Here is a 21,649-nt window from a genome sequence, read left to right as displayed (position 1 = left end):
AGAAAACCGGTCAGGCCGCACTCTTTCTCTTTTTAAACGGCTTCTTCGCGCCGCCGCCCGGCGCAACCATTCCTCTGAACCGCTTCACCGGCGTGCTGCGCGCCTGATCGATCAATTGATACAGCGTGCCGACCAGCGGCTGCATAAAGTCCTGATAGCGGCACTGCTTTTCGCTGATTTGCGTCAGCACCGACTCCCAGTGCGCCGTCATGTCCGGCCTGGCGGCCAGCTCCGGCAGCGAATGGATCAATGCGCGTCCCGGCTCTGTCGAATGAATATAGCGTCCTTTTTTCTCGAGAAAACCGCGCTTAAAGAGCAGCTCGATGATCCCCGCGCGCGTGGCCTCGGTACCTAAACCGTCCGTCGCACGCAGGATCTTCTTCAGATCTTTATCCTGCACGAAGCGGGCGATCCCGGTCATCGCCGACAGCAGCGTGGCGTCGGTGAAATGGCGCGGCGGCTGGGTTTGACGCTCAACCACTTCGCCCTTCTCGCACAGCAGCTCGTCGTCTTTCGCCACTACCGGCAGCGGCGTGCCGTCGTTTTCCTCGTCGCGCTCCTTGTTGCCCAGCAGCGTGCGCCAGCCCGCTTCCGCGAGAAAACGCGCCTTGGCAACGAACTTCCCTTTGGCAATCTCCAGCTCGATCGTGCACTTGCGGAACACCGCGTCCGCGCAGAACTGCATCAGGTACTGGCGGGCAACCAGGCCATAGACCTTCGATTCGTTCTCGGTCAGATTTACGCTACTGGTCCGCGCCGTCGGGATGATGGCGTGGTGAGCATCCACCTTTTTGTCATCCCAGCAGCGGTTGTGGGTGTCCGGGTTAACGGCAGGCTGCGGCAGCAGGTCCGGCGCGTGTACGCCGATGGCGTTCATCACCGAGTGGCGTCCGGCAAAGTGTTCTTCCGGCAGGTAGCGGCTGTCCGAGCGCGGATAGGTGATCAGCTTGTGGGTTTCGTAGAGCTTCTGGCAGATATCCAGCACGTTCTGCGCGCTCATGCCGAACTTTTTGGCCGCCTCAATCTGCAGGGCGGACAGCGAAAACGGCAGCGGCGCAGGTTCTGATTCCCGTTTATCGTTATAGCTGGTGACGATGGCGGGCTGGCCGGTAATGCGGTTGACCACGTGCTCCGCCAGCGGGCGGTGCAGCAGGCGCCCCTCTTCATCCTGGTACGATTCGCAGGCGTCGCTCGGCTGCCAGACGGCGGTAAAGCGTTCCTCTTTCGGCGTGACGATGTGCGCCTTCACTTCAAAAAAGTCTTTGGCGACGAAGTTCTCAATCTCCTCGTCGCGGCGCACCACCAGCCCAAGCACCGGGGTCTGCACGCGCCCGACGGAGAGCACGCCCTGATAGCCCGCGTTACGCCCAAGAATGGTGTAGGCGCGGGTCATGTTGATCCCGTAGAGCCAGTCGGCGCGGGCGCGGGCCAGCGCCGACACGCACAGCGGGATAAATTCGCTGTTGGCGCGCAGGCGCGAGATGGCGCGCTCGACGGCCTGCGGGTTGAGGTCGTTGATCAGGCAGCGCTGCACCTGCTGGCGCTTTTCCGGCGCCAGCTCAAGGTAATCCAGCACTTCATCCACCAGCAGTTGCCCCTCCCTGTCCGGGTCACCCGCGTGAACCACTTCAGACGCCTCGTGCAGGAAGCGCTTGATCACGTTGAGCTGTTTGGTGACGGAAGGACGCGGCTGAAGGCGCCATTTTTCCGGCACGATGGGCAGATCGTTGAGGTTCCAGCGCGCGTAGCGGCTGTCGTAGACGTCCGGCTGCGCCTGCTCGAGCAGGTGACCTATACACCAGGTGACCACCTGCCCGTTACCGCATTCGATAAAGCCGTCGCCTTTGCGGTGCGGCTTAGGCAGCACGTCGGCAATGGCGCGGGCCAGGCTCGGCTTTTCGGCAATAAACAACCGCATCGACTTAGCGGATCTCAATCATCGGACGGCCGCCGCGGGCGGTAACCAGCTCGCCGATGGCGGTCAGGGTGATGCCGAACTCCGCGGCCGTTGCCTGAACCTCGGCTTCCGATTCCGGCGTGACCGCCAGCAGCAGGCCGCCGGAGGTTTGCGGATCGCACAGCAGATCGCGCCACTCGCCGGGCATGTCGCCCATCAGGTGACCGTAGCTGGCAAAGTTACGCTGCGTCCCGCCCGGCACCGCGCCCTGCGCGATGTACGCTTCCACGCCCGGCAGCTTAGGCACGTCCTGATACCAGACCTGCGCCTGTACCCCCGCGCCCTGGCACACTTCGCTCAGGTGGCCGAGCAGACCGAATCCGGTTACGTCGGTCATCGCCTTCACGCCGTCGATATTGGCGAACGCCGCGCCCGCGAGGTTCATCTGGCACATCACCTCCGTCGCCAGCCCGACGTGCTCCGGCTTCAGCAGGGATTTTTTCTCGGCGGTGGTCAGCACGCCAATGCCCAGCGGCTTGGTGAGGAACAGCCTGCAGCCCGCCTGCGCGGTGCTGTTGCGCTTCACGCGCTCGGTCGGCACGACGCCGGTGACCGCCAGGCCAAAGATCGGCTCCGGCGCATCGATAGAGTGGCCGCCCGCCAGCGCAATGCCCGCCTGCTGGCAGGCAAAGCGCCCGCCCTCAATCACGTCGCGGGCAATTTCCGGCGGAATGGTATTGATTGGCCAGCCCAGGATCGCGATCGCCATGATCGGCTTGCCGCCCATCGCGAAGATATCGCTGATGGCATTGGTGGCCGCGATGCGCCCGAAATCGAACGGGTTATCGACGATCGGCATAAAGAAATCGGTGGTGCTGATAATGCTGGTGCCGTTACCCAGGTCATACACCGCGGCATCGTCACGCGTTTCGTTACCGACAAGCAGGTTCGGGTCGATAAACTTCGCCTGCTCGCTGTGCAGGATGGTTTCCAGCACCTTCGGGGAAATTTTACAACCGCAACCGGCTCCGTGGCTGTATTGCGTTAAACGAATAGTTTGCTCGCTCATGGACATCTCCTGTCATTGCAATCGCGCTATGGTAGCGCTCATTCCATAAAGAGGTAAGTATGACTGTCTGAATTCTGCGGCAGATGCTCAGAATCCAGACAGTTTAGCGCGCGTTATCAGAAACGGCTGACGAAAGGTGAGGTATCCGGCACGCTAATGGTGCTGGAGGCTTTTAGCTGCGGGGTGCCAAGGTAGAGGAAACCGACGATTTTATCATGCTCGCCGCAGGATAGTCCTTCCCGCACGGCCGGGCTTTCGGTCAGCGGGCCGGTGCGCCAGATGCCGTTAAAGCCCTGCGCCACGGCCGCCATCTGCATCGCCATCACCGCACAGCCCGCCGACATCTCCTGTTCCCAAACGGGGACTTTGTGCCCGGCCTGACATTTTGCCACCGCGGCGATGATCATCGGCGCGCGGAACGGGCCGCTGCGCGCTTTCTCAATGCCCTTCTCATCCTGACCGGCAGCCACCGCCCCTTTTTCCAGCAGTGCGCTAAAACGCTCGCGGCCTTCGCCTTCAATAATATAGAAGTGCCACGGCTGAAGCGTGCCGTGATCCGGCGCGCGCAGTCCCGCACGCAGTATGTTCTCCAGCTGTTCGCCCGCCGGGGCTGGCTCAGCGAGACGTGAGGCGCTTCGGCGGTTAACAAGCAGTTCAAGTGCGTCCATTGGTTAACTCCTGTCATGAAATTTATTCACAAAATTAACACGAGAGCAGAATTTGTTACAGCGCGGCAGGCGATTCCTGCTGACAAGAGGCAGTTGGGTCATTACGATAGCCTCACAACGTCGTCCCATGGCGACGGACACGGTCACTTTCTGGTTAGGGAGAATACATGCGAACCCTTTGGCGAATCTTTGCCGGTTTCTTTAAATGGACATGGCGACTGCTCAACTTCGCCCGCAATCTGGTAATGAATATCTTTTTCATCGCGCTGCTGCTGGTCTGCGTTGGCGTGTGGATGCACATCAGCAACGCGACCCAGTCCAAAAATTCTACGCGCGGCGCGCTGCTGCTGGATATTACGGGCGTTATCGTTGATAAGCCGTCTGCCAGCAATCGTCTTGGCGTCATTGGCCGCCAGCTCTTTGGCGCAACCTCCGACCGCCTGCAGGAAAATTCCCTGTTTGATATTGTCGATACCATTCGCCAGGCGAAAGACGATCGCAACATTACCGGCATCGTGCTGGATCTAAAAGATTTCGCCGGTGGCGATCAGCCGTCCATGCAGTACGTCGGTAAGGCCCTGCGCGAGTTCCGCGACAGCGGCAAGCCGGTGATTGCCGTGGGCGACAGCTACAGCCAGGGGCAATACTATCTGGCCAGCTTCGCCAATAAGATCTGGCTCTCTCCGCAGGGCACCGTGGATCTGCACGGCTTTGCAACCAACGGCCTGTACTACAAATCCCTGCTCGACAAGCTGAAGGTGACCACCCACGTCTTCCGCGTCGGCACCTATAAATCCGCCGTTGAGCCGTTCATCCGTGACGATATGTCGCCCGCCGCGCGCGAAGCGGACAGCCGCTGGATTGGCGAGCTGTGGCAAAACTACCTGAACATCGTTGCGGCTAACCGCCAGATCACCGCTGAGCAAGTCTTCCCGGGCGCGCGCGCCGTGCTGGACGGCCTGCGCAAGGTGGATGGCGATACCGCGAAATACGCCCTCGACAGCAAGCTGGTGGATGCGCTGGGCACCAGCGCGGATATCGAAAAATCGCTAACCAAGCAGTTTGGCTGGAGCAAAGAGGACAAAAACTACAGCGCGGTCAGTATGTATGACTACGCGGCGAAGAAACCTGCCGACAGCGGCGACAGCATCGCCGTGGTCTTTGCCAACGGCGCGATCATGGACGGTGAGGAAACGCCGGGGAACGTGGGCGGGGATACCACCGCATCGCAAATCCGCGACGCGCGCCTCGATCCGAAAGTGAAGGCCATTGTGCTGCGCGTAAACAGCCCTGGCGGCAGCGTCAGCGCCTCTGAGGTGATCCGCGCCGAGCTGGCCGCCGCGCGCGCCGCGGGCAAGCCGGTGGTGGTGTCTATGGGCGGCATGGCGGCCTCTGGCGGCTACTGGATCTCCACGCCGGCGAACTACATCGTGGCGAGCCCAAGCACGCTGACCGGCTCGATTGGCATCTTCGGCGTGATCAACACCGTGGAAAACAGCCTGGATTACCTCGGCGTGCATACCGACGGCGTGGCGACCTCCCCGCTGGCGGACGTCTCGGTGACCAAGTCCCTGCCGCCGGAAGTATCGGAGATGATGCAGCTCAGCATTGAAAACGGCTATAAGCGCTTTATCACCCTGGTGGCGGACTCCCGTAAGAAAACGCCTGAGCAAATTGACCAGATTGCGCAGGGCCACGTCTGGACAGGCCAGGATGCGAAAAGCAACGGCCTGGTGGACAGCCTCGGCGATTTCGATGACGCGGTGAAAAAAGCGGCCGAGCTGGCGAAGCTGAAGCAGTGGCACGTCGATTACTATCAGGACGAGCCAAGCTTCTTCGATATGGTGATGGACAGCATGTCCGGCTCCGTGCGCGCTGCGCTGCCGGAGGCTCTGCAGGCTTACCTGCCGGCCCCGGTTGCCAGCGCGGCGAAAGCCATGAAGGTAGAGAGCGATAAGCTTGCCGCCTTCAACGATCCGCAAAGCCGTTACGCATTTTGCCTGACCTGCGCTAACGTCCGTTAACCCCGTCCCCTCTTCACGCGAAGAGGGGATTTTTTCTTTGAAGCACAAGAACTCACCATCATGCAGAAGAAATCAATCTATGTGGCGTATACCGGCGGTACCATTGGTATGCAGCGCTCGGAAAATGGCTATATCCCGGTCTCGGGTCACCTCCAGCGCCAGCTGGCGCTAATGCCGGAGTTTCACCGCCCGGAAATGCCGGATTTTACCATCCATGAATATGAACCGCTGATGGACTCCTCCGATATGACGCCGGAAGACTGGCAGCATATTGCGGATGACATTAAGGCCAATTACGACCGCTACGACGGCTTCGTTATTCTGCACGGCACCGACACCATGGCGTTTACCGCCTCGGCGCTGTCGTTCATGCTGGAGAACCTCAGCAAGCCCGTCATCGTGACCGGCTCGCAGATCCCGCTTGCCGAGCTGCGCTCCGACGGGCAGATTAACCTGCTGAACTCCCTGTACGTGGCGGCCAATTACCCGATCAACGAAGTGTCGCTGTTCTTCAACAACCGCCTGTACCGCGGCAACCGCACCACCAAAGCGCACGCCGACGGATTCGACGCGTTTGCCTCACCGAACCTGCCGCCGCTGCTGGAGGCGGGTATCCACATTCGCCGCCTCGGCACGCCTCCTGCGCCGCATACCGCGGGCGAGCTGATCGTTCACCCGATCACGCCGCAGCCGATTGGCGTGGTCACGATTTACCCCGGCATTTCCGCCGACGTGGTGCGCAACTTCCTGCGCCAGCCGGTGAAAGCGCTGATCCTGCGCTCCTACGGCGTGGGCAACGCGCCGCAGAACGGCGAGTTCCTGAAGGAACTTCAGGAAGCGAGCAAGCGCGGGATTGTGGTGGTCAATTTGACCCAGTGCATGTCCGGCAAAGTCAACATGGGCGGCTACGCGACCGGCAACGCGCTGGCGCACGCGGGGGTCATCGGCGGTTTTGATATGACCGTGGAAGCGACGCTGACTAAACTTCACTATTTACTGAGTCAGGATCTGGACGTTCAGTCCATCCGCAGCGCCATGATGCAAAACCTGCGCGGCGAACTGACCCCGGACGAATAAGGAGGCACCATGAAGCAACGCGCCCTGTTACTGGTCGATTTGCAAAATGATTTCTGCGCGGGCGGCGCACTGGCCGTCGCACAAGGCGATAGCACCGTTGACGTGGCGAATACGCTTATCGACTGGTGTAAAACCCGCAGCGAGGCGGTGGTCGCAAGCCAGGACTGGCACCCCGCCAACCACGGCAGCTTTGCCAGCCAGCACGGCGTTGAACCCTATACCCAGGGAGAGCTGGACGGGCTGGCGCAAACGTTCTGGCCCGATCACTGCGTGCAGCACTCGGAAGGCGCGGATCTGCATCCGCTCCTGAATCAGAAAGCCATCGACGCGGTCTTCCATAAGGGGGAAAACCCGGCGATCGACAGCTATAGCGCGTTTTTTGATAACGGGCACCGTCAGAAAACGGCGCTGGACGCGTGGCTGCACCACCATGAAATCACCGAGCTGATCGTGATGGGCCTGGCAACGGACTACTGCGTGAAGTTCACCGTGCTGGACGCATTGCAGCTTGGCTACACCGTCAGCGTGATTACCGACGGCTGCCGCGGGGTAAATATTAACCCGCAGGACGGCGCGCAGGCGTTTATGGAGATGGCCGCAGAAGGCGCGACGCTGTATACGCTGGCCGACTGGCTGGAGACGCAGGCATAGTTTTTTAAGCCGGGTGGCGCTGACGCTTACCCGGCAATCCCCTCACCGATATCCCATAAAGTGAACTCCCTCGCATCTCAAGCGAAGCGGCGATGCTATTCTTTTCAGGCTGTTTTTTCGCCACGCCCTTGTTGTGGCGTGGTTATTTTTTTAAGTCAAAGAGGAACACCTATGAAACGTTTGCCCTTGCTGGCAGCTTTACCCTTGCTGTGCGCATCAGTTGCTTCTGCCAGTTCCCTGATGTCCGTAGGCTACTTCAACGGCGGAGGCGATGTTACCGCCGGGCCGGGCGGCGACATCAACACGCTTGACGTGCGCCAAATCACCCATCTCAACTACTCGTTTGGCCTCGTTTATAACGATGAGAAAGACGAAACCAACGCCGCGCTGAAAGATCCCGCCAAGCTGCATCAAATCTGGCTGTCGCCCAAGGTGGCGTCCGACCTGGCGCTAATCCCCGTTCTGCGTAAACAAAACCCCAATCTGAAGGTGCTGCTTTCCGTGGGCGGCTGGGGAGCGCGCGGTTTCTCCGGCGCGGCGGCGACAAAAGAGACGCGCGCGGTATTTATCCGCTCCGCGCAGGAGATTGTCGAAAAATACGGTCTGGACGGGATCGATCTGGACTGGGAGTTTCCGGTTAACGGCGCGTGGGGGCTGGTCGCCAGCACGCCGGCCGACCGGGATAACTTTACCGCCCTGCTGAAAGAGATGCGCGACGCGTTCGGGAAGAAAAAGCTGGTGACCATCGCGGTCGGCGCGAATGCGGAAAGTCCGAAAAGCTGGGTCGACGTGAAGGCCATCGCCCCGCTTCTCGACTACATTAACCTGATGACCTACGACATGGCGTATGGCACGCAGTACTTCAACGCCAATTTGTACGACTCCAGCGCGTGGCCAACGGTCGCTGCCGCGGACAAATACAGCGTTGATTTTGTGGTCAATAACTATCTTGCCGCCGGACTGAAGCCGCAGCAGATGAACCTCGGCATTGGCTTCTATGGCCGCGTGCCGAAGCGCTCCGTGGAGCCAGGCATCGACTGGAGCAAGCCGGACGCGCAAAAAAATCCGGTCACGCAGCCCTACTTTGGCCCACAGGAGATTGCGCTGTTCAAGTCGCTCGGCTATGACCTGACCAAAGACACCTACGTGAAGTACAACGACATCGTCAAAAAGCTGCTCAACGATCCGCAGAAGCGTTTTACGGAGCACTGGGATGACCAGGCGAAGGTGCCGTGGCTGTCGGTGAAGTCAGCCGAAGGCAAAGAACTGTTTGCGATCTCGTATGAAAACCCGCGTTCCGTGGCGCTCAAAGCGGACTACATCAAGCAGAAAGGCCTGGCGGGCGCGATGTTCTGGGAGTATGGCGCTGACGACAATAATCAGCTCGCGAAGCAGCTGGCGGAGTCTCTCGGGATCCCGCGTAAGTAGTAGGATAATCAGCCCTCTCCCTGTGGGAGAGGGTTGGGTAAGGGCATCAACCCGTACCGTTATTGCATTTTCATCGTCGCGATCGGCTTTGGCGTGATGCCAAAATCCTCTTTGAGCTCGCGCTTGCTCTTCATCACCATCTGCCCCTGGGTGTCGATCGTCATGTGCTGCGCGTCGGTGTTGTGACGCGCCTGCCAGAGCATCACCAGCTGCAGGCTGTTCTCTTTTTGCTCCGGGGTCAGCGCCACGCCGTCCGGCCATTTTCCCAGCTCAACCGCCGTCACCAGACGCTGATAAACTTCCGGCGTCATACCGCTAATCATGTCCTCAATATTCATGATGCCTCCCTTTCAAAGGAATAATTTGCTGAATCGTTTTTTCAACCTTTGGTTTGGTCGCCATTCTCATCGTCGGTGAAGCTCATTGAGGCTGAATTGACGCAGAAACGCTCGCCCGTTGGCTGGGGGCCGTCCGGGAACACGTGGCCGAGATGTGCGTCACAGTTTCCGCAGCGAATTTCGGTGCGCACCATGCCGTGCGATGAGTCGGTCAGGTAGCGGATCGCATCATCGCTAACCGGCTCATAAAAGCTCGGCCAGCCGCAGCCCGAGTCGTATTTCGTTTGCGAGTTAAACAGCGGTGAATCGCACACCAGGCAGTGATAGACGCCGTCTCGCTTGTTGTGCAGCAAACGCCCGGTAAACGGCGGTTCAGTGCCGTGATTTTGCGTCACGTAAAACTGCATTTCGGTGAGGTTTTTTTTCAAATCGTCGGGGTTACGTTGGTTCGACATATGCTTACATCTCGCTGTAGAAACAGACATCTTTTACCCCTGATTCTAACAAAACATTAACACCAGCGCGCACACTTTTGTTCTAAACTTATGTGTCGCGAAAAGGCGGTCAGGCAATTGTGATCTTTTTCACATTTTTATCCTGTGAGGCCTTTAAAATCCCGCCCGCAGCCCCCATGTGGTTGCTAGCTCAAAGGGAAAGTGAGGCGAGTCAGTCGCACAAACGTTAGTCACAGGATTGATTTGTCGCAATGATTGACACGATTCCGCTTGACGCTGCGTAAGGTTTTTGTAATTTTACAGGCAACCTTTTATTCACTAACAAATAGCTGGTGGAATATATGACTATCAAAGTAGGTATCAACGGTTTTGGCCGTATCGGCCGTATTGTTTTCCGTGCTGCTCAGAAACGTTCTGACATCGAAATCGTTGGTATCAACGATCTCCTGGACGCTGAATACATGGCGTACATGCTGAAGTACGACTCAACTCACGGTCGTTTCGACGGCACCGTTGAAGTGAAAGACGGCCACCTGGTTGTTAACGGTAAAACCATCCGCGTTACTGCTGAGAAAGACCCAGCTAACCTGAAATGGAACGAAATCGGTGTTGACGTTGTTGCTGAAGCAACCGGTATCTTCCTGACCGACGAAACCGCGCGTAAACACATCACCGCAGGTGCGAAAAAAGTTGTTCTGACCGGTCCTTCTAAAGACAACACCCCAATGTTCGTTCGCGGTGCAAACTTCGAAACCTACGCTGGCCAGGACATCGTTTCCAACGCATCCTGCACCACCAACTGCCTGGCTCCGCTGGCTAAAGTTATCAACGACAACTTCGGCATCATCGAAGGTCTGATGACTACCGTTCACGCAACCACCGCTACTCAGAAAACCGTTGATGGCCCGTCTCACAAAGACTGGCGCGGCGGCCGTGGCGCGGCTCAGAACATCATCCCATCCTCTACCGGTGCAGCTAAAGCTGTAGGTAAAGTACTGCCAGAACTGAATGGCAAACTGACTGGTATGGCGTTCCGCGTTCCAACTCCAAACGTATCTGTAGTTGACCTGACCGTTCGTCTGGAAAAAGCTGCTTCTTATGAAGAAATTAAGAAAGCAATCAAAGCTGCTTCCGAAGGCGCAATGAAAGGCGTTCTGGGTTACACCGAAGACGACGTTGTATCTACCGACTTCAACGGCGAAGTGTGCACTTCCGTGTTCGATGCTAAAGCAGGTATCGCACTGAACGACAACTTCGTTAAACTGGTTTCCTGGTACGACAACGAAACCGGCTACTCTAACAAAGTACTGGACCTGATCGCTCACATCTCCAAATAAGTTGAGATGAGAATCTGATCCAAAAAGGCGACTTCGGTCGCCTTTTTTATTGTTTTAAGACAGAGGATTGCTGAATGAATAATAAAATTTTTGCACTTCCGGTAGTCGAACAACTTACCCCTGTGCTCTCCCGTCGTCAGATTGACGGTGCTGACGTTATCGTCGTTGACCACCCTCGCGTGAAAGCGTCCGTAGCGCTGAACGGCGCTCATCTGCTCTCCTGGAAACCGGAAGGCGAAGAAGAAGCGCTATGGCTCAGCAGTGAAACGTCCTTCAAGAAAGGCGCAGCCATTCGCGGCGGCGTGCCGATCTGCTGGCCGTGGTTTGGCCCTTCAGCACAGCAAGGATTACCTTCGCACGGTTTTGCCCGCAACCAGCAGTGGACGCTAAAAGCACACAATGAAGATGAAAACGGCGCGGTGCTGACCTTTGAACTTCAGGCGAATGATGAAACCCGCGCCCTCTGGCCGCACGACTTCACGCTTTACGCCCGCTTCAAGCTGGGCAAAACCTGTGAAATCGAGCTGGAAGCGCACGGTGATTTTGAAACCACGTCTGCCCTGCACACCTACTTCAACGTGGGCGATATCAGCGCGGTGAAGGTGAGCGGCCTTGGCAATAACTTTATCGACAAAGTGGATAACGCAAAGGAAGGCAAGCTGAGCGACGGCGTGCAGACCTTCCCGGACCGTACCGACCGCGTCTATTTCCATCCTGAAGCCTGCAGCGTTATTCATGACGGCAAGATGAACCGGAGCATTGAGGTCGTTCACCATCATCATAACGATGTTGTGGGCTGGAACCCGGGCCCGGCGCTGTCCGTCAGCATGGCCGACATGCCGGATGAGGGATACAAAAGCTTTGTCTGCGTGGAAACCGCCTGCGTGACCGCGCCGCAGAAAGCGAGTGAAGAAAAACCGTCTCGTTTAGGGCAGACGATTAAGCTGGTTAAACGCTAAACGTCCGCACTGACATAAAGCAAACGGGGCGCAAGCGCCCCGTTTTGATGCAAAGACTGCACTATTAATGCATTCTTAGAACTTGTAGGTCACACCCACAGAGAAGATGCCGGACCAGGACTTGTCGACCATCGGGCTATCTTTCACTTCATCGCTCAGGCGCACGTAGCGGCCAGTGCCGTACACGCTCCAGTCGGTCAGGAAGTTGTAGCTGGCGGTCAGTTCCAGGTACGGATCCCAACCATCATCGGCGCTGTAGCTATTAAGACCGCTGCGGCGAGACTCGTTTTTAGACACGCCATAGTAGTAGTCGTTATAGTTTTCACTGCTGTACTGCACGCCGATGCCCGGCGTCAGCGTCAGCGCGCCGTTAGTGTAACGATAGAGCCAGGCCAGATCCCAGATGAAGCCGTTGCTGTTGTCGAGCGTATCACCCGCCAGCGCGGTGCGCAGGAAGCCATACTCGGTGTTGTGAACGTAAGAAAGGCCCGCCATCAGAGAACTTCTGCGTTTGTCGAGCTGGCGCAGGGAGTTACTGTCGCTGTCGCCCGGCTTAAAGTGCGTCGGGTCGTAGTACGCCATAATGGAGAGCTTGTCAGCCTTGTCGTTCCACAGATAGTAGCCGCCGCCCAGACCGCGGAACCAGAAGTTATCACTGTCATAGGTGACAACCGGAACCGGATAGACATCGCGATCGTACTGTTTATACGGGCTGTTGATTACGCCAACCCCCGCACCTACTGTCCACTGACTCTCCGCGTGTGCGGTGGTTACTGCGGTGGCGGCGAGAACGCCCAATGCCAGAAGTTTGAGTTTGGTCACAATCCATTCTTTCCTGTAGTCAAATAATCAGCGGGTGAAGTGTAACCGCCAAACGCGAACATCCCAAAACTTTTTGCCCGCTAATGCGTTTGATAAATCCGATATTTTTTACTTTTCAGATGACAGTCCGTTTTCATATATGTGACTGATAAATGAAAATCGCGCGTACGCCTTATAACGACCGCGGGTTTTCAAGGATGAGTTATTGATATGTCATTGAAATTAGATTTTCCTCGCATGCAAGTTTTGCAAATGCCATCTACGCTTTAATTTGAGAAGAGATTTTGCTGAACGCCCTGCGGTTATTAGCGTCCGACCTGGCACACAGGTTGCTGCTCTGGCAGTGAGGTGCGAGACATTCTCTTCCGGGAGCCTCCACTACTCATACGAACGGCTCTTATCCTGTGCTAAAAAACGAAAGGACGGCATGCCATGAATATATTCGATCACTATCGCCAGCGTTATGAAGCTGCCAAGGACGAAGAGTTCACACTGCAGGAGTTTCTTACCATTTGTCGGCAAGATCGCAGTGCCTATGCCAATGCGGCAGAACGGCTATTGATGGCTATCGGTGAGCCAAACATGGTCGATACTGCCCTGGAGCCACGGCTTTCCCGTCTCTTTTCGAATCGGGTGGTTGCCCGATACCCCGCGTTTGAAGAGTTCTACGGCATGGAAGATGCCATTGAGCAGATCGTCTCCTACCTGAAGCACGCCGCTCAGGGCCTGGAAGAGAAGAAACAGATTCTGTATTTACTCGGCCCGGTGGGCGGCGGTAAGTCGTCTCTCGCGGAACGGCTGAAAGCGCTGATGCAGCGCGTGCCGATCTATGTGCTGAGCGCCAACGGCGAGCGCAGCCCGGTAAACGACCATCCGCTGTGCCTGTTTAATCCGCAGGAAGATGCGCAAATTCTGGATAAAGAGTTTGGCATCCCGCACCGCTATCTCGGCACCATTATGTCGCCGTGGGCGGCAAAACGCCTGCACGAGTTCGGCGGGGACATCACCAAGTTCCGCGTCGTCAAGGTCTGGCCGTCCATTCTCGAGCAGATTGCCATCGCCAAAACCGAACCGGGCGATGAGAACAACCAGGATATTTCAGCGCTGGTCGGTAAAGTGGATATCCGCAAGCTGGAACACCATGCGCAAAACGATCCGGACGCCTACGGGTATTCCGGCGCGCTGTGCCGGGCGAACCAGGGGATCATGGAATTCGTCGAGATGTTCAAAGCGCCGATTAAAGTGCTGCATCCGCTGCTGACCGCGACCCAGGAAGGCAACTACAACGGGACGGAAGGTATTTCCGCCCTGCCGTTTAACGGGATCATCCTCGCCCACTCGAACGAATCCGAATGGGTCACGTTCCGTAATAACAAAAACAACGAGGCGTTCCTTGACCGCGTTTACATCGTCAAGGTGCCTTACTGCCTGCGGATCTCCGAAGAGATCAAAATCTACGAGAAATTGCTTAACCACAGCGAGCTGGTACACGCGCCTTGCGCCCCCGGCACGCTGGAAACGCTGTCGCGCTTCTCGATTCTTTCACGCCTGAAAGAGCCGGAAAACTCCAGCATCTATTCAAAAATGCGCGTGTACGACGGCGAGAGCCTGAAAGATACCGACCCGAAAGCGAAGTCTTATCAGGAGTACCGCGACTACGCGGGCGTGGATGAAGGGATGAACGGCCTGTCCACGCGCTTTGCGTTTAAGATCCTCTCCCGCGTGTTCAACTTCGACCATGCGGAAGTGGCGGCCAACCCGGTGCATCTGTTCTACGTTCTGGAGCAGCAGATTGAACGCGAGCAGTTCCCGCAGGAGCTGGCCGAGCGCTACCTTGAGTTCCTCAAAGGCTACCTGATCCCGAAATACGCCGAGTTCATCGGCAAAGAGATCCAGACCGCCTATCTGGAATCTTACTCCGAGTACGGGCAGAACATCTTCGACCGCTACGTCACCTACGCCGACTTCTGGATCCAGGATCAGGAGTATCGCGATCCGGACACCGGCCAGCTGTTTGACCGCGAGTCGCTGAATGCCGAACTGGAGAAAATCGAGAAGCCTGCCGGGATCAGCAACCCGAAAGACTTCCGTAACGAAATCGTCAACTTCGTGCTGCGCGCCAGAGCGCACAACAACGGACGCAATCCGAACTGGACCAGCTACGAAAAACTGCGCACGGTGATTGAGAAGAAAATGTTCTCCAACACCGAGGAGCTGCTGCCGGTCATTTCGTTTAACGCCAAAACCTCAACCGACGAGCAGAAAAAGCACGACGACTTTGTCGACCGCATGATGGAGAAAGGCTATACCCGCAAGCAGGTTCGCCTGCTCTGTGAATGGTACCTGCGCGTGCGGAAATCGTCTTAAAACAAGTGCCCGGTGGCGCTCGCGCTTACCGGGCCAACAAAATGTCCGGCACTTACGGACGCTGCAAGTTGGCAAATGCAGTACGGGGGAACTATGACCTGGTTTATTGATCGGCGTCTTAACGGCAAAAACAAGAGCACGGTGAACCGCCAGCGCTTCCTGCGTCGTTATAAATCGCAAATTAAACAGTCGATCTCCGAGGCCATCAACAAACGCTCGGTGACCGACGTCGACAGCGGCGAATCCGTCTCCATCCCTACCGATGACATCAGCGAACCGATGTTTCATCAGGGGCGTGGCGGCCTGCGCCATCGCGTACACCCAGGTAACGATCATTTTGTTCAGAACGACCGCATCGAGCGCCCTCAGGGCGGAGGCGGCGGCTCGGGAAGCGGCCAGGGCCAGGCCAGCCAGGACGGAGAAGGCCAGGACGAATTTGTCTTTCAGATTTCGAAGGACGAATACCTCGATCTGCTGTTTGAGGACCTGGCGCTGCCGAATCTGAAAAAGAACCAGCACCGCCAGTTGAATGAATACAAAACGCACCGCGCGGGCTATACCGCCAACGGCGTGCCCGCCAACATCAGCGTCGTGCGTTCGTTGCAAAATTCGCTGGCGCGCCGCACCGCAATGACCGCCGGCAAGCGGCGTGAACTGCACGAGCTGGAAACCAGCCTGAAGGTGGTCGAAAACACCGAGCCGGCGCAGCTGCTGGAAGAGGAGCGCCTGCGTAAGGAAATTGCGGAACTGCGCGCAAAAATCGATCGCGTGCCGTTTATTGACACGTTCGACCTGCGCTACAAGAACTATGAAAAACGCCCGGAGCCCTCGAGCCAGGCCGTGATGTTCTGCCTGATGGACGTCTCAGGCTCGATGGATCAGGCCACCAAAGACATGGCGAAGCGTTTCTATATCCTGCTCTATCTGTTCCTGAGCAGAACCTATAAGAACGTGGAGGTGGTCTATATTCGCCACCATACCCAGGCGAAGGAGGTCGATGAGCATGAGTTCTTTTATTCGCAGGAAACCGGGGGGACCATCGTTTCCAGCGCGCTGAAGCTGATGGATGAGGTGGTAAAAGAGCGCTACGACCCGGCGCAGTGGAACATCTACGCCGCGCAGGCCTCCGATGGCGATAACTGGGCGGACGACTCGCCGCTGTGTCACGACATTCTGGCGAAGAAGATTTTGCCGGTGGTGCGTTACTACAGCTACATCGAAATTACCCGTCGAGCCCACCAGACGCTGTGGCGCGAATATGAGCATCTGCAGTCGATGTTCGACAACTTTGCAATGCAGCACATTCGCGATCAGGATGATATCTATCCGGTGTTCAGGGAGCTTTTCCACAAGCAGTCCGCAACCAGCGGCGCATAATGCAACAGCCAGCGATAGCGCTGGCTGTTTTCTTCATCCGCTCACCTTCATGCAGTCCAGATTTTTGCCGATCAGCATGGTGCAGTTTCGGCCGCTCTGTTTCCCCCGGTAAAGCGCCATATCCGCCCTCTCCAGCACTTCCCGCAGCGGTTCACCGCGATGCACGCGCGAAAGGCCGGTGGTAAAGGTAACGCGTACGGTATGCTCGCCCGACACGGTACTCACCTCAGCGGTAGAGCGGCGTAAGCGCTCCGCCGCCGCAGTGGCTTCACGATCGCTTTTCGCCCGCAGAAGAATGATGAACTCCTCTCCGCCGTAGCGATAAACCGACTCCGAGCGCCGCACGTTATCTTCCAGATGCAGCGCCAGCGAGCGCAGCACCGCGTCCCCCGTCAGATGCCCATAGTTATCGTTCACCTTTTTGAAGTGATCGATATCCAGCAGCATCAGGTAAAGCCCCGACGCTTCCTGCCCCGCGTTCATCGCGTCGAAAGATTCATCCAGAATGCGGCGCAGCGGCAGGCCAGTAAGCGCGTCGTAGCTGGTGCGCAGCTGCAGCAGGTGGACCTTATAGAGAGAAAGCGCTTCGGTGAAGCCCAGCAGCGCCGTTTCGAACGCATCGTAAGAGTGCGAACTGACGTCCCGAGCGTCAATGGCGGTGATGATTTGCTGACAGGCAAAATGCACTTTACGGTGATGCGTCGAAATATCGAGCAGGTAATGCCTGTCGCCTCGCTCTTCCAGCAGCTGGGCATTCAGCCATTGGCCAAACTCGCAGTGCTGGTGTGCATCCTCGTGGGTGATTTCCATCAGCTCCACGTCTTTGCTGGCAACGTAGCGCAATACGGTGACCAGCCATTTAAAATGGGCATCGGTGGATTGGTTTAGACCGATAAGGGTAGTATCTATTTCCCTGAATTTTCTGTTCACAAGCGCTCCTGCTAATGAGTGAAATCAGATCTAATAGTAACAATCCGTGCCTCAATATTTGTCAGCAAGCGTATATAAGCTCAAGAGTCATATCCCGCGCGGTAAAAGGAAATATGCTACTGTAGTGCTCCCACTGAATGATCTATCGCAGAGTCATAACGTTATGTCTGAAGAGATAAAAGGCACCGCGACACACCGGCAGCTTATCTCGCTGCTATCGCAGCAAGGGGCAAAATTTCGCGTCGTCGATCATGAGCCCGTAGGTAAATGCGAAGCGGTGAGTGAAATTCGCGGAACAGAGCTGAAGCAGGGTGCAAAAGCGCTTGTATGTAAGGTGAAGGGAAACGGCGTGAAAAAGCACGTGCTGGCGATCCTGGCGGCCGATCAGCAGGCCGATTTAAGCCAGCTTGCCGGTCATTTTGGCGGGCTTAAAGCCTCCCTCGCCAGCCCTGCCGAGGTAGACGCCCTCACCGCCTGCGTATTCGGCGCAATCCCGCCGTTTAGCTTCCACCCGGACCTTACGCTGGTCGCCGATCCGCTGCTGTTTGAACGCGTGGACGAGATCGCCTTCAACGCCGGCCTGCTGGAAAAATCCGTGATTATGGATACCCAGGACTACCTGCGCATTGCGTGTCCTGAGCTGGTGACGTTTCGCCGAGGCTAGCGCACCCGGCTGGCTTATCGGTCAGCCGCGTTTTTCCAGCAACAGCACGGACGCCACCAGTATGATGGCAATAGTGATAAAGGCTGAGGTGATTATCAGCGTTTCAACAAACATATGGTCGTTCATCGCGGTGGCCTTTAAACGGTGCACAACCTCGTTTTATCCTCCGTAAATGACAGCAGCATGACGGTTTGTCGTTAATCTTATAAAAGCGTTTCAGAAGCGCTATCCGCGCAAATTAAGCAGGCTTACTTTTGGCAAGGATGATTCATGTTAGATCCGACTCTCTTAATCCTGATGGGGCTCGCCGCGCTGGGCTTTATCAGCCATAACACCACCGTGGCCGTCTCAATCCTCGTACTGATCATCGTGCGCGTTACCCCGCTAAACGGCTTTTTCCCGTGGATCGAAAAACAGGGCCTGACGGTCGGGATTATCATTCTGACCATTGGGGTGATGGCGCCTATCGCCAGCGGCACGCTGCCCGCCTCAACGCTGCTGCACTCCTTCGTCAACTGGAAATCGCTTGTGGCGATAGCCGTGGGCGTTTTCGTCTCCTGGCTTGGCGGCCGCGGCGTCACGCTGATGAGCTCCCAGCCGACGCTGGTTGCCGGGCTGCTGGTCGGTACGGTGCTGGGCGTTGCCCTGTTCCGCGGCGTGCCGGTCGGTCCGCTGATTGCCGCCGGGCTGGTGTCGCTGTTTATCGGGAAGTCGTAGCCAGGCTGGCCGCGTAGCGCGCTGGCGTCTGCCCTAGCCCTTTCCTGAACATGGTAATAAACGCGGTCGTGGAGTCATAGCCCAGCGCCTGCGCGGTCTGCTGGACGGATTTTCCGCTTATCAGCAGCTGCAGCGCCACAATCAGCTGGAGCTGGTGCCGCCAGCGGCGAAAGCTGAGGCCCGTCTCTTTAACCACCAGGCGCGCGAGGTTTCGCTCGCTCATCGCGAAGTGACGCGCCCACTGCGCCAGCGTCTGCCACTGGGCGGGCCGTTCGGCCATGGTTTCGCTCATCTGACGGATTTTAGGATGAGGCGAAACGGGAAGCTGTAAATGCTCCTGGGGCTGCAGCGGCAGCTCGTCAAAAAGCACGTTCACCAGGCGCGACGTGGCCGGGTGATTCAGGCTCTCCCGCGTTTTTTCTGCCAGGGAGAGGATCAGCTCCCGCACCAGGGGCGAGATTTTGAGCGTGCAGCAGCGCTCCGGCAGGCTCACCGCGCCCGGCTCGATAAATAAAAAGCAGAGCTGCGCGCTCGGGGTCGCTTTGTTGCTGTGCGGCAGCTGTCCCGGTATCCACACCGCATACTGCGGGGGCACCATCAGCATCGCATTTTCAACTTCGCAGGTTATTGCCCCGCCAAGCGCCAGAATCAGCTGTCCCTTGCGGTGCTGGTGCAGGGGAATATGCTGCTCCTCGGCCACCACGCGAACGCGAAAGGCCACCGCCGCGTCGTGCTGGCTGTCGGGATCGTAGCCATCGAGTCCCAGGCCGATCATCATGTTGTCCGATATTAGCGATAAACTGTCATTTTAGCCTGATTTAAACCACCGAGAAAATCGGTATCGTATGGCCTTGCCTGAACGTATGAGAAAACAATGAGTACTGATATTCGAACTTCCGGGAAACAGGGTGCGCTGCTGATCGCGGGCATCCTGATGATTGCCACCACGCTGCGCGTGACCTTTACGGGCGCGGCCCCGCTGCTGGACACCATCAGCCAGGATTACGGCCTCAGCACGGCGCAGACCGGGCTGCTGACCACGCTGCCGCTGCTGGCGTTTGCGCTGGTCTCTCCGCTTGCTGCCGGCGTTGCGCGCCGCATAGGCATGGAGCGCAGCCTGTTTATTGCCATGCTGCTGATTTGCGCCGGGATTGCCGTTCGCTCCCTGCCCTCGGCCACCATGCTGTTTGCGGGAACGGCGGCAATAGGCTGCGGCATTGCGCTGGGTAACGTCCTGCTTCCGGGGCTGATTAAGCGGGATTTCCCCGGCCAGGTCGCAAGGCTGACGGGAGCCTATTCCCTGACGATGGGGGCCGCCGCCGCGCTCGGCTCCGCGCTGATCGTCCCTCTGGCGCTGGGCGGAGCCGGCTGGCACGGCGCGCTGCTGATGCTGATGATTTTCCCGCTGGCCGCGCTATTGCTCTGGCTGCCGCAGTGGCGCCGGACGCCTCCCGCAACGGTCACGGGCGCGGGCGCGCTCCATAACCGCGCCATTTGGCGCTCGGCGCTCGCCTGGCAGGTAACGCTGTTCCTCGGCATTAACTCGCTGATCTACTATGTGATTATCGGCTGGCTTCCGGCGATTCTGCTTAGCCATGGCTACAGCGAAACCGAGGCGGGCTCCATGCACGGCCTGCTGCAGTTGGCCACGGCGGTTCCGGGCCTCGCGGTACCGCTGCTCCTGCACCGCCTGAAGGATCAGCGCGGGATCGCCGGGCTGGTTGCGATGATGTGCGCCGTCAGCGCGGCGGGCTTTTGGTTCGCTCCCGGCATGGCCGTGGTCTGGACGTTGATTTTCGGCTTTGGCTCCGGGGCGACCATGATCCTTGGCCTGACGTTTATCGGCCTGCGCGCCAGCTCGGCCCATCAGGCAGCGGCACTGTCGGGAATGGCGCAGTCGATTGGCTATTTGCTGGCGGCCTGCGGGCCACCGCTGATGGGAAAAATTCACGATACCGCAGGGGACTGGCACATTCCGCTGATGGCCTGCGCGCTGGCCGCCGTCGTGATGGCCGCCTGCGGCGTGCTTGCCGGGCGCGATCGGGAGATTACCCCCCGTTAAAAATGACAAAGGCAGACCATCGGGTCTGCCTTTTTTCACCCGCGCGCGGCGCGCAGCATCGCCTGCACCAGCACCACCGGACGCCCGTCAAGCGCGGCGCGCTCGTGCTGGAACAGAGTGATGACGAAGAACGGGTGCGTGATCAGCTCTGCAGCACGGATGTCGCCCTGCTCGTCCCAGCCCGTCACGCGCATATCGCCGCTCTCCAGCTCCTGCGCAAATTCCGGCGACACGCCATAGTTGCAGTGGTAGCCCTCAACAATCTCCGGTTTGCCGTAGGCCTTGGCAATCAGCGTGTTGTTGCGCAGCTCAATGCCGTCCGTTTTTTCCACCAGCGAACAGGCCAGCGGCGCAATCACCATGGTTCCTTCACTGTCGGTTTCGGCGTGTCCGGCATCGCGCCAGCCCAGCACGTTGCGAGCATATTCAATCAGCGCATGCTGGAACCCACCGCAGGTGCCGAGGAAAGGAATGCTATTTTCACGCGCGTAGCGTGCGGCGATGAATGCCGCCTCAGCGTTTTTATACGGGCTTGCCGGAACCAGCCAGATGGCGTCGTAACCCACCAGATCTTCGGGGCTGGTCAGCTCGGTCGTCGCAAGCCAGTCGTAATCAGCGGTGAGGTCCAGAACGGCCGCTGCATCATCAATTGCCAGAGGGATCGCCTGATGCGCAACCACGTCGGGGTTGTAATCGCCCACGAGGGCAATGCGCAGCGTTGTTTTAACCGGGGAGAGTTCCATGAGTGGTTCCTTACGCCAGAGTTTTATCCGATAACATAAGGAACCTCAGACTACCGATCTTTTG

21 protein-coding genes are annotated in these 21,649 nt (G+C 57.8%); 11 read left to right on the top strand and 10 right to left on the bottom strand.

Annotated features, from left to right (window positions below; genetic code table 11):
* Nucleotides 1-10: 10 nt before the first annotated feature.
* The 3 genes from DBY73_RS01280 to DBY73_RS01270 form a co-directional block, all read right to left on the bottom strand.
* The gene (locus DBY73_RS01280) at nt 11-1,918 is read right to left on the bottom strand and encodes a DNA topoisomerase III (RefSeq protein ID WP_112009417.1); all 1,908 of its coding nucleotides are present in this window, start codon (nt 1,916-1,918) and stop codon (nt 11-13) included.
* A gap of 4 nt (nt 1,919-1,922) precedes the next feature.
* Entirely contained in the window at nt 1,923-2,966 is a 1,044-nt protein-coding gene (selD, locus tag DBY73_RS01275) for a selenide, water dikinase SelD (RefSeq protein WP_112009416.1), read from the bottom strand.
* Nucleotides 2,967-3,082: 116 nt separating this feature from the next.
* On the bottom strand, nt 3,083-3,634 hold the full coding sequence (locus tag DBY73_RS01270; protein WP_112009415.1) for an NAD(P)H nitroreductase: 552 nt from the start codon (nt 3,632-3,634) through the stop codon (nt 3,083-3,085).
* Between the two features lie 167 nt (nt 3,635-3,801).
* On the opposite strand from DBY73_RS01270, the gene sppA reads away from it, so the two are divergent.
* The 4 genes from sppA to DBY73_RS01245 all read left to right on the top strand — a co-directional run bounded on the left by sppA (nt 3,802) and on the right by DBY73_RS01245 (nt 8,814).
* Nucleotides 3,802-5,658: a signal peptide peptidase SppA gene (gene sppA / locus DBY73_RS01260; RefSeq protein ID WP_112009414.1), complete on the top strand. Its 1,857-nt coding sequence runs from the start codon at nt 3,802-3,804 to the stop codon at nt 5,656-5,658.
* 60 nt (nt 5,659-5,718) lie between these two features.
* Entirely contained in the window at nt 5,719-6,735 is a 1,017-nt protein-coding gene (ansA, locus tag DBY73_RS01255) for an asparaginase (RefSeq protein ID WP_112009413.1), read from the top strand.
* Between the two features lie 9 nt (nt 6,736-6,744).
* Nucleotides 6,745-7,386 carry a bifunctional nicotinamidase/pyrazinamidase gene (gene pncA / locus DBY73_RS01250; protein WP_112009412.1) on the top strand — a complete coding sequence of 214 codons (642 nt, stop codon included), beginning with the start codon at nt 6,745-6,747 and terminating at the stop codon, nt 7,384-7,386.
* Between the two features lie 171 nt (nt 7,387-7,557).
* Nucleotides 7,558-8,814 carry a glycoside hydrolase family 18 protein gene (locus tag DBY73_RS01245; protein WP_112009411.1) on the top strand — a complete coding sequence of 419 codons (1,257 nt, stop codon included), beginning with the start codon at nt 7,558-7,560 and terminating at the stop codon, nt 8,812-8,814.
* 59 nt (nt 8,815-8,873) lie between these two features.
* On the opposite strand, the gene DBY73_RS01240 is transcribed toward DBY73_RS01245, so the two are convergent.
* Nucleotides 8,874-9,152 (bottom strand): YeaC family protein, encoded by a 279-nt coding sequence (locus DBY73_RS01240; protein WP_112009410.1) that lies wholly within the window; start codon nt 9,150-9,152, stop codon nt 8,874-8,876.
* A gap of 41 nt (nt 9,153-9,193) precedes the next feature.
* Nucleotides 9,194-9,607: a peptide-methionine (R)-S-oxide reductase MsrB gene (gene msrB / locus DBY73_RS01235; RefSeq protein ID WP_112009409.1), complete on the bottom strand. Its 414-nt coding sequence runs from the start codon at nt 9,605-9,607 to the stop codon at nt 9,194-9,196.
* Between the two features lie 341 nt (nt 9,608-9,948).
* Here msrB and gapA point away from each other — a divergent pair, with 341 nt between their 5' ends.
* Both gapA and DBY73_RS01225 read left to right on the top strand, forming a co-directional pair.
* Nucleotides 9,949-10,944, top strand: coding sequence for a glyceraldehyde-3-phosphate dehydrogenase (gene gapA / locus DBY73_RS01230; RefSeq protein WP_014831506.1), 996 nt, complete (start codon nt 9,949-9,951; stop codon nt 10,942-10,944).
* Between the two features lie 74 nt (nt 10,945-11,018).
* Nucleotides 11,019-11,903 (top strand): D-hexose-6-phosphate mutarotase, encoded by an 885-nt coding sequence (locus DBY73_RS01225; RefSeq protein ID WP_112009408.1) that lies wholly within the window; start codon nt 11,019-11,021, stop codon nt 11,901-11,903.
* A 75-nt stretch (nt 11,904-11,978) separates the two neighbouring features.
* On the opposite strand, the gene DBY73_RS01220 is transcribed toward DBY73_RS01225, so the two are convergent.
* A complete protein-coding gene (locus DBY73_RS01220; protein WP_112009407.1) occupies nt 11,979-12,725 on the bottom strand; it encodes a MipA/OmpV family protein in 747 nt (248 codons plus the stop codon).
* A gap of 432 nt (nt 12,726-13,157) precedes the next feature.
* Here DBY73_RS01220 and yeaG point away from each other — a divergent pair, with 432 nt between their 5' ends.
* The gene (gene yeaG / locus DBY73_RS01215; protein WP_112009406.1) at nt 13,158-15,092 is read left to right on the top strand and encodes a protein kinase YeaG; all 1,935 of its coding nucleotides are present in this window, start codon (nt 13,158-13,160) and stop codon (nt 15,090-15,092) included.
* A 93-nt stretch (nt 15,093-15,185) separates the two neighbouring features.
* A complete protein-coding gene (locus tag DBY73_RS01210) occupies nt 15,186-16,469 on the top strand; it encodes a YeaH/YhbH family protein (RefSeq protein WP_112009405.1) in 1,284 nt (427 codons plus the stop codon).
* Between the two features lie 33 nt (nt 16,470-16,502).
* Here the strand turns inward: DBY73_RS01210 and DBY73_RS01205 are convergent, their stop codons facing one another.
* Nucleotides 16,503-17,399 carry a diguanylate cyclase gene (locus DBY73_RS01205; protein WP_112009404.1) on the bottom strand — a complete coding sequence of 299 codons (897 nt, stop codon included), beginning with the start codon at nt 17,397-17,399 and terminating at the stop codon, nt 16,503-16,505.
* Nucleotides 17,400-17,562: 163 nt separating this feature from the next.
* Between DBY73_RS01205 and DBY73_RS01200 the strand changes: the two genes are divergently transcribed.
* The gene (locus DBY73_RS01200) at nt 17,563-18,063 is read left to right on the top strand and encodes a YbaK/prolyl-tRNA synthetase associated domain-containing protein (RefSeq protein ID WP_112009403.1); all 501 of its coding nucleotides are present in this window, start codon (nt 17,563-17,565) and stop codon (nt 18,061-18,063) included.
* 21 nt (nt 18,064-18,084) lie between these two features.
* Here the strand turns inward: DBY73_RS01200 and yoaI are convergent, their stop codons facing one another.
* Entirely contained in the window at nt 18,085-18,189 is a 105-nt protein-coding gene (gene yoaI, locus DBY73_RS22255; protein WP_258458341.1) for a small membrane protein YoaI, read from the bottom strand.
* A gap of 144 nt (nt 18,190-18,333) precedes the next feature.
* Between yoaI and DBY73_RS01195 the strand changes: the two genes are divergently transcribed.
* Entirely contained in the window at nt 18,334-18,780 is a 447-nt protein-coding gene (locus DBY73_RS01195) for a DUF441 domain-containing protein (RefSeq protein WP_112009402.1), read from the top strand.
* Here DBY73_RS01195 and DBY73_RS01190 read toward each other — a convergent pair.
* On the bottom strand, nt 18,764-19,555 hold the full coding sequence (locus DBY73_RS01190) for a helix-turn-helix transcriptional regulator (protein ID WP_112009609.1): 792 nt from the start codon (nt 19,553-19,555) through the stop codon (nt 18,764-18,766). The two genes, DBY73_RS01195 and DBY73_RS01190, sit on opposite strands and share 17 nt — an antisense overlap.
* A 99-nt stretch (nt 19,556-19,654) precedes the next feature.
* Here DBY73_RS01190 and DBY73_RS01185 point away from each other — a divergent pair, with 99 nt between their 5' ends.
* On the top strand, nt 19,655-20,842 hold the full coding sequence (locus tag DBY73_RS01185; protein WP_112009401.1) for a CynX/NimT family MFS transporter: 1,188 nt from the start codon (nt 19,655-19,657) through the stop codon (nt 20,840-20,842).
* 35 nt (nt 20,843-20,877) lie between these two features.
* Here DBY73_RS01185 and DBY73_RS01180 read toward each other — a convergent pair whose 3' ends face one another.
* Nucleotides 20,878-21,585 (bottom strand): CTP synthase, encoded by a 708-nt coding sequence (locus DBY73_RS01180; protein ID WP_112009400.1) that lies wholly within the window; start codon nt 21,583-21,585, stop codon nt 20,878-20,880.
* Nucleotides 21,586-21,649 lie beyond the last annotated feature (64 nt).

The sequence above is a fragment of the Enterobacter sp. RIT418 genome, assembly GCF_003057745.1.
In the GTDB taxonomy this organism is placed as follows: Bacteria; Pseudomonadota; Gammaproteobacteria; order Enterobacterales; family Enterobacteriaceae; genus Enterobacter.
This window is presented reverse-complemented; position numbering and strand designations above follow the sequence as displayed.